8 protein-coding genes are annotated in these 12,165 nt (G+C 44.2%); 4 read left to right on the forward strand and 4 right to left on the reverse strand.

The features are described from left to right. The first annotated feature begins 151 nt into the window (after nt 1-151). Nucleotides 152-2,008 carry a DUF4132 domain-containing protein gene (locus GWR21_RS03720; RefSeq protein WP_162330441.1) on the forward strand — a complete coding sequence of 619 codons (1,857 nt, stop codon included), beginning with the start codon at nt 152-154 and terminating at the stop codon, nt 2,006-2,008. A gap of 47 nt (nt 2,009-2,055) precedes the next feature. Here the strand turns inward: GWR21_RS03720 and GWR21_RS03725 are convergent, their stop codons facing one another. Next, complete coding sequence (locus GWR21_RS03725; RefSeq protein ID WP_162330442.1) at nt 2,056-4,002, reverse strand: tetratricopeptide repeat-containing sensor histidine kinase; 1,947 nt, start codon at nt 4,000-4,002, stop codon at nt 2,056-2,058. Between the two features lie 299 nt (nt 4,003-4,301). Between GWR21_RS03725 and GWR21_RS03730 the strand changes: the two genes are divergently transcribed. The 3 genes from GWR21_RS03730 (at nt 4,302) to GWR21_RS03740 (ending at nt 6,860) form a co-directional block, all read left to right on the forward strand. Further along, nucleotides 4,302-4,580, forward strand: coding sequence for a SelT/SelW/SelH family protein (locus tag GWR21_RS03730; RefSeq protein WP_162330443.1), 279 nt, complete (start codon nt 4,302-4,304; stop codon nt 4,578-4,580). Nucleotides 4,581-4,613: 33 nt separating this feature from the next. Then, nucleotides 4,614-5,780, forward strand: a complete 1,167-nt coding sequence (locus tag GWR21_RS03735; protein WP_162330444.1) for a BamA/TamA family outer membrane protein — start codon at nt 4,614-4,616, stop codon at nt 5,778-5,780. A gap of 72 nt (nt 5,781-5,852) precedes the next feature. Further along, complete coding sequence (locus GWR21_RS03740) at nt 5,853-6,860, forward strand: outer membrane beta-barrel protein (protein WP_262888483.1); 1,008 nt, start codon at nt 5,853-5,855, stop codon at nt 6,858-6,860. Here GWR21_RS03740 and GWR21_RS03745 read toward each other — a convergent pair. The 3 genes from GWR21_RS03745 to GWR21_RS03755 all read right to left on the reverse strand — a co-directional run bounded on the left by GWR21_RS03745 (nt 6,811) and on the right by GWR21_RS03755 (nt 12,093). Beyond that, the gene (locus tag GWR21_RS03745) at nt 6,811-7,392 is read right to left on the reverse strand and encodes an NADPH-dependent FMN reductase (RefSeq protein ID WP_162330446.1); all 582 of its coding nucleotides are present in this window, start codon (nt 7,390-7,392) and stop codon (nt 6,811-6,813) included. The two genes, GWR21_RS03740 and GWR21_RS03745, sit on opposite strands and share 50 nt — an antisense overlap. Before the next feature lie 1,449 nt (nt 7,393-8,841). After that, nucleotides 8,842-9,528 carry a GLPGLI family protein gene (locus GWR21_RS03750; RefSeq protein ID WP_162330447.1) on the reverse strand — a complete coding sequence of 229 codons (687 nt, stop codon included), beginning with the start codon at nt 9,526-9,528 and terminating at the stop codon, nt 8,842-8,844. Nucleotides 9,529-9,534: 6 nt separating this feature from the next. After that, nucleotides 9,535-12,093 carry an outer membrane beta-barrel protein gene (locus GWR21_RS03755; protein ID WP_162330448.1) on the reverse strand — a complete coding sequence of 853 codons (2,559 nt, stop codon included), beginning with the start codon at nt 12,091-12,093 and terminating at the stop codon, nt 9,535-9,537. Nucleotides 12,094-12,165 lie beyond the last annotated feature (72 nt).

Here is a 12,165-nt window from a genome sequence, read left to right on the forward strand (position 1 = left end):
AAAGTACAGAAATTTTAATACCCTTCCATCATAACAATTTCCCTGCCTGTTTCATCAATAGGTAAGGGTTGATTTTTTTTTAATCCCTGGTTTTTACATAAATTAGGTGACACTGGTACCCTCATTGTTACACCTCTACACTATTGGAGCTATGCAATTCACAGACTTCTGGATAGGGAAAATACAGGCGGATAATTTACCTGAGGCTATTGATGCTGCTGGACTGATCAAATACCTTTCTGTGTTTACGTCGGATGAGCAGTGCTTCCATATTATCTATCAATGGCATGAAACGACCCTCAAACGTACAGGCGATTGGTGGTTCCCCCGGCAGGAACTTTTTAAGCTGATACAATCTAAAGTGAATAAAAAGGGGCGGCTGACAGAGACGCTGATGCATTGTCTTGTTCTGCTGGATACGTCTGAGAAGAAGCGTGTTACGGTTGCGGAGGACCGGGTGAATATTCAGATTGATATAATGATGCACGGCGGACCGGAGCAGCTGGTCAGCAGGAGGGACGCCCTGGGGATTCTGGTGATAGAGTTTCTGTCTAATATTAAAAGTACACGCCAGCGGGACTACTGGTCTTCATTTATTGATCACTGTCTGACTGCAGGAGACGTGAATGCTCCGCACCGTAAATGGTGGAAAAGAGCTAAAGAGCTGGTAGACCGGATTGAACCTGAGCAGTTTATTGCGCGGCTGAGGGATTGGATATCTTTCTGTCAGGGCCAGTTGATGTCGATACATTCCGGGAGGAAGCAAAGTTTTACCGATTATGATATTGATTACCTCAGTGCGATCAACCATAACCTGTTAAAAGCGCTGATCTGGTGCAGTGCTATTCCTGATAACAAGACACTGCTTGATCTGTTGGATACCTATATTCCCTGGGCATATAAAAGGAAAGGATCGTCAGGACCATTATCAGTTAAGACGGGGACCGCCTGTATGTATGCTTATACCTTCCTGTCCTTCAGGGAAGCGCTCACGCGGATAGCCCGGTTCCGGGGATTAGTCAGACATAGCGCTACGCAGAAAAGTATTGACAAAATACTGCATGGACTGGCACAGCAACATGAGATTCCGCCACATCAGCTGGAGGAATATATTGTGCCTGACTTCGGATTGGATCAGCAGGGGATGTTAAGGGTATCAGTGGGAGAGATGACGGGCGTTTATTCCTTACAGGATTCCGGGAAGTTGGCCTTATACCTGGAAAAAGATGGTACACAGCTTCCTGCGGTGCTGCCCGCTACTAATCCCGCACTGAAAGATTTTAAGAAACTGGCCAGAGAAATTGATGATACATTATCTGCCAGTTGTATGCGACTGGAGCGGTCATTTCTACGCCAACATCCCTGGTCCTATACACACTGGAAAGCCTTTTATCTTGACCATCCGCTGGTCAGGAATCTGACCACCCGTTTAATATGGAATTTTAGTACGAACGGGATACAGGTAGCCGGTTATTATTATGATGGGAATATTGTTGACTATAAAGGCAAACGGCTGGTAGTCAGTGAGGAGACACAGGTTAGTTTATGGCATCCTATGAACGGGTCAATGAAGACTGTAAAGGCCTGGCGGAATTTTTTGTCGGAGCATCATGTGGCGCAACCCTTTGAGCAGGTGAACAGGGTGACGTATACACCTACCCCGGATGAGCTGACAGATGGTTATTATTCTTCGCGGTTTGCATGCCAGGTATTGAACAGGGACAAGTTCAGGCATATTATTAGTCAGCGGGGATGGACACTACGGCAAAAGGCAGCGCATAACTGGTCGTACGTGCCGCATATGGCCCTGATGGAATGGGATATCCGGGTTAATTTCTTTGCAGATAAAAAAGAGGAAGATACAGTAGTGACAGACCTGCTGAACTTCTATAGGGAAGGGGTGCCGTTAGCTTTGTGTGAAGTACCTCCGGTTGTGTTTTCTGAGATGATACGGGATGTGAGCTTGTTTGTTGCTATTGCGGGTACGACGGAGTTACATAATCGTTAGCAGGTACTTGTTTACATAATTGTTAAGATGACTGTGCCAGATGGCGTTTAGTTACTGCTGATCATACGCTCATTATATTCCTTCCCGTCTTTTACGATGATAGTATAGCCTCTGTTGACAGTTTCTTCTTCATTGGAAAGCGGGAGTGTGAAATGAAAGCTGGTACCCTTTCCAGCGGTGCTCTGGAACCATATACTGCCTCTGTTACGTTCAATGAAGTCTTTAGACAGGGGTAATCCAAGTCCACATCCTTTTTCATTCTGGGTTCCGCTGGTAGAGTAGTAAATATTGGAGAAAACTTTTTGCTGATCCACGACGGCAATCCCTATTCCAGTATCCTGTACGATGATCTCTACTTTATCCGGTTGCAGGAGATAGTCAACACTGACTGTCCCATGAGCCGGTGTGAATTTTATAGCGTTGCTGATCAGATTCCTCAATACGAGGCGGATCATTTCCGCATCCGCATATACCATGACAGGCCGTTGCAGTTGATGCGTCAGTGTTATTTCCTTTTGGCGTGCGAGTGATTGCAGTAGTTCAAATTCATTCTTCAATATGGTACTGAGATCAAAATCATCAGGCATTACATGAATTCCTTTCATCTGACTACTAGCCCACTGGAGGAGATTATCCATCATGTAGGCGGTATTCTTTACATCACGCCAGAGTTCATGAGAGAAGATCCTGAATTGTTCTTCCGGCATTTTATCATCCCTGAGCAGAAATAACAGACCTTCCAGTATGGCTAAAGGAGAGCGTAGGTCATGCGAGATCACGGAGAATATTTTATCCTTGACCTGGTTCCCGTTTGCAAGAGCAATATTCTGTTCCATGATTATCATGTTTTGCTGCTGCACCTGGGTATTCCTGTGGTTCAGTTGCTGGTAAAGGTCCTGCTGGCGCCTGTACATGAGATACAGCACTGCGGTGATGATAAATAATCCCAGTAGCAACATGCTGCAGAATATTACCAGGATACGTTGCTGGCGGATCGTAGCCAGGTGCAGTTGCTGTTCTTTCCTGAGTAATCTGTTCTCATGCTGCTTCTTCTCGGATTCATATTTTTCCTTGGTATTAGCAATGAACTTAGCTTTTTCCAGGCTGAACACTTCTTCATTCATGCGACTGAACTGCTTGAAATGGGCAAGTGCGTCGATATAATTGCCCCTGGCAGAGTCCAGCATTGCCATGTTTCTATGATATACCAGGGTATTTTTGGCGTTTTTCTGAGAGGTATTGATGAAGGCTGCCTGGGCAAGATGCTCCGCTGCATCTTCGAAATGATGTAGCATTGTATGCGCAAGACCAATGTTAAGGTTTGCTTTTACGACACCATTAATATTGTCGGCTTCTTTATAGTATTGTTTTGAGATAGCGAAGTAGGGTAGGGCTTCAGCATATTTTTTTTGCTGCAGGTATATCAGACCTATGTTTTCATAGGTAACAGCGAGCCCTGGATGATCGTTAAGAGACAGCTTTATTTTCTCCGATTCCAGCATGAAATACAAGGCTGAATCAAGGATGTTCAGGCGTATATAACTGCTGCCGATACTGTTAAGCGTTCTGGAGATTTCGCCCGGCTGTTTCAGCGATTGTTTAATAAGAAGTGCCTTCTTCTGATAACGTAGGGCCTGTCTAGGCTGATCCTGTTCTACGAGGATATTGCCGATATCCGTATTAAGGATACCCAGCGCATGCATATCATTGAACTCCTCAGCGAGCTTGAGTGCACTGATCGTGAGGTCAAGTTGTTTGTCAAGATTTCCACGGATATTTTCCGCCAGGGCCAGGTTGCGGGTAGCCCACATAATACCCGGTTTAAAACGAAGGCTATCGCTTAACGCCAGCGCTGCGCGGGCGAATTGTTCTGTTCTGGACGCATCTTTAGGAAAATACTTCCTGGCTTCCTGATTGAGTAACCGTACCAGTACTGTGTCACGGGCAGGATGTCGCGTCAGCTGGCTGGTTTGAGCAAAGACCTGATTGGTCAAAGTACAAAGCGTGGCCAGATATATAAATTTATATAACTTAATTCGGACAATCCGCATAGAGAGTCTAGTTGTCGGTACAAACGTTCTTTAAGGGTAACCTGAATGCTGCACTAAAAGTATATAAAAAACGGATGCAAATTTTCAAAATTTGAAATATTGTGCTTCGTTGTATCTTTTGGCTGCATATGTATTACTAATGTAAGGATTTTATTCTCAGCATTCTTTCCTGGTAGCCAATATTTGGTGGAAAGAAGTACTACATTGCAGTTCTATTTCATATATCATTAACTTATTTAGAGATGAAACCTACAGTAACAATAGAGTATTGCCCTAAATGTGGATGGATGATGCGTGCGGCCTGGATGGCCCAGGAACTGCTGACCACATTTGCAGACGATATTTATAGTGTGACCCTGCAGCCGAGTGAAACCAATGGCAGCTATATTATTTATGTCGATGGTATCGCAGTGATCAATCGTAAGGAACTGGGACATTTCCCTGACATCAAGGAAGTTAAGCAAACAGTCAGGGATAAAGTTGCTCCGGAAAAGAGCCTCGGGCATAGTGACCGTAAATAGGATAAAAGTTGTTTCTTTGCATCCCGGATGACTATGCAAAGAACTATAATTTTTACGACGATATTACTGGCCCTGGGCCAGCGACTGGCAGCACAAACGACATTGCAGGATACAGTAAAGCAACAGGAGAAGGATACAGCTGTCTTCCATAAGCGTAGCTTCTTTCCACTGCCCGCGGCGGCATATTCTCAGGAAAAGGGTCTGGAAGTGGGAGTAGTAATGCTCTATTCCTTTTATACTTCAAAAGATCCTGTGCTACGTAATTCCACGATCAACCTCATTCCTTCAATCACTACAGAGAAGCAATTCAAAATAGACCTGAAGACCGACATCTGGACTGATGCGAACAACTGGCATTTTAAAAGTAACCTGCGGTACCATGATTTCCCCATTAATTTCTATGGTCTCGGCGATACGACCCGTAAGGCAGGAGCAACATTGCTGGACAACAGACGCTATAAAGTGCAGCTTGAAGCAGAAAAGCGTATAGGTGGGCATTTCTATGCAGGACTGTCTTTACTGTTCCAGCATGATACTTATAAAGCAGCGGAAGACAAAGGAGTATATCCTGAAATGTCCTTGATTGATAAGGACGGAGGGTACGCGACTTTCATTGGAGCGACAGGTATCTATGATAACAGAGATAACCAGAACTATACACATAAAGGTAGCTGGATGAGATTGAATGTAGCGTTCGCACCAGCGTTTCTGAGCAAACGAGCCCTGTGGAAATTTGATGGACAGGTGCGTCATTTTATTCCCATTTCCGCCAGAAGTACAGTTGGATTAAATGGTCTGTTTAATTCACTGCAGGGTAGTACGCTTCCATTTTATCTCCTGCCTGAAATGGGCAATGACCTGATGATGCGTGGTTATTATACAGGTCGTTATCGCGATCAGAACTATCTCGCAGGCCAGGTTGAATACCGTTATTTCCTTGAACCCAGGATACCGGTCAATATCTGGTTTCTTCATATGGAGCCGAAGTTTGCCTTGGCGGCGTTTGGTGGCTCCGGAGCAGTATTTAATAATCGCGATATAGCTATGTCGCATTTCAAGCCCACTTATGGATTAGGCGTACGCTGGTTCTATGATGAAGGTGCTAAACTTACGATTCGTATTGACTACGCATGGGGAGAAAAACGTCGCGGTGAGGACCGCCAGTCTGGTTTGTACCTTTCTCTCGCAGAAGCCTTTTAAAAAGATTACTCAATCATCAGGCATGTAAATTGTGAACTGATTTATAAGTATAGTTGATCCAAAAATTCCATTATGAAAAAAAGTGCAGCCCTATTCTGCGCGCTTTGCGCTATTGCTTCCTCACAAGTAACCCAGGCTCAGGATGTTAAGTCTCCATCTATGTCAAGGTTCTATGTAAAAATCGCAGGTGGTTATTATTTTAGCGTGTTCCCCGGGCAGTTCCCCAAGGTTGGCAGCTACGAGCCACATGATGAACGCCTGGTATTTAATCCTGCTACCGGAGCATCTGTAACAGTTTCGGAAAAAGTATTGACGGGATCGTACGGAGCCGGTGGGAGGGGAAGACTCTCCTTCGGCTGGAACATTAATCAGTATATCGCCGTTGAAGGAACATTTAACTATTACCGTAGCAAGAAAAATCTGATGACACGTGAAGAGACTACAGTGATCAACACCAGCACAACTGTTGGAAAGGTAGAGTCACATGGGTATGTTGATGCGATTGATTTTGCTCCAGGTGTAGTCATGAGCCCAGGATTGAAAAAGGTCAACCCGTATGTTCGTTTCGGCCTGGTTGTTCCTTTATGGGGGCGCCTGAACATAGAAACGGATGCAAGTCGCAGTGGAACAGCTGCTGTCGGCGGCCAAACGGTAAGGACACAACTGAACGTACACCGAAATGAAAAAGTGAAACCGAATGTTACATTAGGGTTCCAGGGAGCGCTGGGTGTTGCCTTCCCGGTTGCTAATAAGCTGGACATTATTGTTGAAGCAGAGTATCGCAATATTCCGGTACGTAGCAAGGAAAAAGAAGTTACAGTCTATGACGAAACGGTAGCATTGATCAATCCGGCAAATGGAGCCGTGATCTCTACACAGCATCGTGGAGTCGATGATCTGTCTACGGCTGAACGCCACACCAAGTATGTGACTACGCTTGATCAGAGCTCTAATACCCCGGTTGGTCAGCAAGGTGCGGAAGTAAGTTATAAAGACGACAGCAAGCCTGCAAATGAACTGAAATCCTACATTAATATTGGCGGTCTTGGTGGGAATGTTGGTCTCCGCTGGCGTTTTTAGTCGCTGCAAGGTCCGTTATCAGTGTAGCTAAAGACCTTTCCAGCAATGGATCTATCAGCTGTCCTTCGGCGTCTATTTTAGTGCGTATCAGTGGTATGATCAGTTTATATTCCTTTTTGATAGCCGCTGTCATGACAGTCAGTGTCTGTAAAAGCGAAGCATGTGCTTTTTCACCGCCCGTAGCAAGTGGGGAAGCGCTGATCACTCCTGTCGGTTTATGCATCAAGTCAGCAGAAGATACCAGCCAATCCAATGCATTCTTCAGTACGCCTGGCATGCCAAAAGCATATTCGGGCGTACTGAATATTACAGCATCTGCACCCCGCACCTGTTGCCTGAGATGCTTTACAGTCGCAGAAGCTACTGATGCTGGTGTATCAAGTTCCGGACTGAAATATGGTAATTTATCCAGCCCCTCATAAAGTGAAATTTCCACACCTTTCGGCGCAATGTTCGCGCAAGCCCTCAGTAACGCAGTATTTGAAGAAGATGTCCGTAAACTACCGGATATACCCAGAATTCTAAATGCCATACCTGTTACCAGATTTTTGTTCAATGTTTAGGGCATCAAGTTACAGCTAATTGTAAATATCCATCTTGTACGGACCGGATAAATATATTTCCATGTATATGCTATGCACTATTTATTCTGTTGTGTAGCCGGTTGATATGGTATCACAACCTAAGCCGCTATTCAAGTCTGACGGCGAAATCTGCTGATCCGGCAGGCTGTCGCTTGAAGGATAAAAATCTGTACATGGTATTGGATCGTTTGATATAAACCCTGGTATCGGATCATCTGATATAAACCCTGGTATTGGATCGGCATCAGTATTTGCAGCAGAGCTGGGAGTTCCAGCTTTGTTCATTCTCAGTAGAATGAACAAAAAATATGAATACAGGAATTAATAGTGCAATCATGACAATTATTCTACGCTTTAGGTATAGTCCTGTGGTGTTTAGGTGAATGGATCAATAAATGTGCTGAGTTGATATTTGTATAAATCACCTCAAGCTCTTACAGCGCGTTAAGGATTAAATATAAGCGATAACGCCAGAATAACGAATGTATATGCAATTCTCGGGAACTAAATAGACCTGCTTACAATTACTCAAAAGCCAACACCCTGCAAATTACCCAACATAATCGCTTTTATAAGTATGTAAAAAATACTACTGAAACAATTCTATTCGGATGCGAAAGGAAAAGATTCACGTAATGCAGTCCGCGGTGACTTTTTATAACTTACATAAGATCTATTATCCGTGGATCCCAAATGCTATTTAATAACTTCTATTTTTATTGCAGTATTTATATCGAATAATTTATATTATGTTAAATAGTATTAAATAGAAATCCCTCCTATAGCATTTGTCCTCGTTATTTGGATTTAATTCATTTGTTTAGAATTTTGTTATTGCAGGATTTAGATCTGGACCCAGATCTGGTAAGTAGTTTTAAATCCGTCCATGCGAGAATGGATGGTCATAAGAAAAAAAGCGGTGCCTGATCAGGAAAACCTGATCTTGTCCCACAGCTTATTTTTCACAACCTGTTCGATCACCCGAATCATGATAATTTCAGCTAATTGTATCCGGTTTGACTGGATAAATATTTCGTTGCCTTCAATTCCCTCAATCTTGCTGATTGCGACTATGTAGGATTTATGTACACGTATGATTGTATAAAAACGCGTTCATTTCATCTGTATTATTCAGCGCTGATAAGAAAATGGCGGCTATTTGAAAGTTACGCCAGTTTTAAGTGATTTTAACGCAGTACTACTGACCAAATGCAACTATCTCCGTGGGCGGGCTCCTCTCCTGTTATCCTGCATATTTAACCTCTTTATATGTTTTTTAGTGAACCGCTCATGCAGGTGGCCAGTCTCTTTTCTTCGATTTTTGCACTTGCTGTTTGCAAGATGAAAGGGACAGGCTCTGAAAGGGTTAAACCCTTCCCTCCTGCCCCTCGTGGTCGCTACTTTGCAGAGTGGTCCTGCGTTTTCACTATCTTCATGCCACCAGGGGGAGTGACATCTTTTTCCGCCACCGGTACAAAATCAATGCTGGTTGCTTTGAAACTGACGCGTTTACTTTCCATTGCCAGGATTACCCCCGGTCCGGTGAAACCCCCAAAAGGAGTACCGGCTTTCAATGGCAGGTCAGTAGTATACCAAATCGTCAGGGCATCATCCTTTTTCGGCTTCACCACCCGCTTTCTACAGGTATAGCTAAGTATCACCCGGGTTTCCTCCGATTCCTGTATCTTATCATCCTTCTTCACCTCAAGAGATTTCTCTACCAGCACCTGAGGCGTCTTCGCCTTGTCTATCCACCAAACCTTATTACTATCGATGTCTATATATCGTTCATTTCCTTCTTCAGTCGCTACACGGATATTGGTATTGACACCTTCGTCTTCTTTCTCTATCGCATCAACAAAGAATGATTTCAGCCGCTGTCCATTATAGATCAATTCTGCCTGTTCGACCACTGTGGCAGGTATCAGGTCCTTATACTGCATCTGATCCGGTTTCAGGTTAGCATGGATATTATAGGTCAGTTCATAGTGTATCTGTCCCTGTGTTTTGTCCTGAGCGTATGCCTGGATCCAGGTGATGGTAATACAAAACGCCAGTGCTAATAAACGGAGCATGTTATTCATATGTGTTTAATTTATTGGTGGTTGTTTTTTAAAATTTCGGACTTTATAGATCAGACTTAGCATATAGTAGCGACCCTGTACTACATTCTGACGATCTTCCGTATAGCCATTACGGGAAATGCGGTTAAAGCTGTTGTTCTGATTGAGCAGATCCCTTGCCTCCAGGCGAAGTGCATATCTGCCACCGATATCTTTGATAAGAGCAGTATTAAGTAAAGCGACCGTATTATTGTATGCCGCATTCAACCCGGTGGTAGTATAACAATCTATTCCGGCTTCCATACTCATGCTCCAGGGAAGTGTAGCGATCGTCTCCAACGCGTAATTGAAAAACCAGTACTGCTGATCGGAAGCCTTATTAAACTCACTGCTTCTTTTGCTCCAGCTGGCATTCCCCCTGAGATTGATAGTCAGGCTGTTAACCGGATAATAATTAAGATTGAGATCTGGCGTTACCGTCCATTGGCGAATCATATCTGCCATCGCATTGAAGTAACTGGGAAATCTGTTATATGCCAGTTGCGTCCCCATTGTTAGGGAAGAACCATTCCCCATTAGCGGAAAGGAATACTCTCCATGCAAACTTCCACTATAGTAGCCGTTCGCATTAACGGGTGATATAATCTGTTTACCGGCACTATCAGTAGTATAACCATCCGTGAACTGATGATGGGTAGTAGAGAGACGAAGCTGAATGTTTGTGAAAGTGCTTCGGTACATATTATTCGACAGATATGCCAGGGACACCTCATGATTCACTGCCTGACGCAGTCCGGGTGTACCTTTTCTGATATACAGCGGGTCACTGATATCTTCTATTGGCCGCAACTGGCTTATACCTGGCAAAGACACCTGACTCACATATTGCATTCTCAGATGCCTTGTCTTAGCAAAACGATACCGGGCATACAGGTGTGGTAAGAAGGTATTATAACTGCCTGAGAGCGCATATTGCCTGTCATCCGAGCGGGCTTCCTGTGTACTGTTTTCCAGGCTCACACCCACTGTATAATTGAGTCGCTTATAGTTTCCGGCAATAGAAACATCTGACACGTTCCTGATAATGGTATTCTCATACCTATCACTATACCGGAAATCCGGAAGACTATAAGTGCCGTCCGCATGATTGTAATTACGCGCCAGTTGTTCATAATCTCCCTTGCTGACATTCAGTTGCTCAGTCAATCGCAAGGCTGTATGCCGTGAAAGCTGCTCCGTATAGATAAGCTTGTTATTGAGGGAATAAGTTGTTGAGTTTCCCGCAATCGCCTGATCAAGAGTATCTTCTGCGTGCAGATTGATGTATTGGTTACGCGAGACATTCAGACTGCTATTCTTCAACTGCAGGTATTGTGGTGTAACTGTCATTGAGATTGTGCGGCCAGGTTTATGAAAGCGGTGACGGTACAGCACATCTGCCGTGAAATTATTATTAGCTGTGTGACTGGTCAGCTGCTGCATACCGGCATTAAGAAGCTGTTTACCATCAACCGTTGTGGAAGTATAATCCCGCAGACTGGACAGCTCTGTAGTGCTACTGTTGAAGGCGGGTGATATCTTCAGCGAATTGTATTTATTAAATTTCACATCAAGCGAGGTATTTACCTGGTGGTTGATATTCGCCTGTAACGAGCGACCCTGCTGAAGATACTTATAGACAGTATCAGGCAACTGATAATGTCTGTTATAGTTATACCGGTTCGCAGATGTAAAACGGTTATAGAAGTAACTGCTGCGTAACTTCAACGCATCCGACCAGTCATTGTTGTAATTGACACCACCATACTGGGTATTATTCAATCCCGTTGGTCGGGTGAGTTCCGCCCTTTCTGCGGGATCATCACTGTTGATATGAACGCCTTTCATTTTACTGAGTTCCGCAATTGCTGCAGCAGGCAGGTTATTAAACAACTCCGGATTCGAACTAAGCATCCTGATCAGCTCTGACGCCGAAAAACCGGACTTATTGACGTTATTAGCTTTAAACAGCACAGAGAATTGCTGTTGTCCGGCAAAGCTGTTGATGTTTATGCCACCTTCATATTTACCATCCGGACCAGCTCCGGCAGAAACGTTTCCAAAATACCCCCTCTTGCGGTCTTTCTTTGTAACGATATTAATGGTTTTCACTTTATTGCCATCATCAATCCCTGTAAACTCTTCCTGGTCGCTCATTTTATCCAGCACCTGGATCTTATCGACCATATCAGCAGGAAGATTTTTTGTGGCAATAGCAGGGTCATTTCCGAAGAACTCCTTGCCATCTACCAGGATCTTTCCGACCGTTTCTCCCTGCGCGATAATATTCCCGCTCTGGTCGACCTTCACCCCCGGAAGTTTCTTTAGCAGGTCTTCCACCACCGCATTGTCCCTGGTTTTATATTGCGAGGCGTTATATTCCACCGTATCACCTTTCATACGCACCGGCGGACGGCTTTCTACTACCACTTCCTTCAGGTTCTTTATTTTGATAGCAGTATCAGCTGACGGTGTGCCTTTCGTCTGTCCATAACTGTGAGCAGTAAAGAGTAGGCCGGTAATAAGAAAAGCGGTAAAGTTTCGCATGGGCACATTGTTGATAACGGAACAAATGTATCCACGGAATGAAGGCAATCGGGTTAACGAACCTTGTTATAT

The sequence above is a fragment of the Chitinophaga agri genome, assembly GCF_010093065.1.
GTDB classification, from domain to species: Bacteria; Bacteroidota; Bacteroidia; order Chitinophagales; family Chitinophagaceae; genus Chitinophaga; species Chitinophaga agri.

Excerpts from the sequence above, each read along its gene's own strand:
- GWR21_RS03720 (WP_162330441.1), top strand. The coding sequence starts at position 152 with ATGCAATTCACAGACTTCTGGATAGGGAAAATACAGGCGGATAATTTA.
- GWR21_RS03730 (WP_162330443.1), top strand. The coding sequence starts at position 4,302 with ATGAAACCTACAGTAACAATAGAGTATTGCCCTAAATGTGGATGGATG.
- GWR21_RS03735 (WP_162330444.1), top strand. The coding sequence starts at position 4,614 with ATGCAAAGAACTATAATTTTTACGACGATATTACTGGCCCTGGGCCAG.
- GWR21_RS03740 (WP_262888483.1), top strand. The coding sequence starts at position 5,853 with ATGAAAAAAAGTGCAGCCCTATTCTGCGCGCTTTGCGCTATTGCTTCC.
- GWR21_RS03745 (WP_162330446.1), bottom strand. The coding sequence starts at position 7,392 with ATGGCATTTAGAATTCTGGGTATATCCGGTAGTTTACGGACATCTTCT.
- GWR21_RS03750 (WP_162330447.1), bottom strand. The coding sequence starts at position 9,528 with ATGAATAACATGCTCCGTTTATTAGCACTGGCGTTTTGTATTACCATC.
- GWR21_RS03755 (WP_162330448.1), bottom strand. The coding sequence starts at position 12,093 with ATGCGAAACTTTACCGCTTTTCTTATTACCGGCCTACTCTTTACTGCT.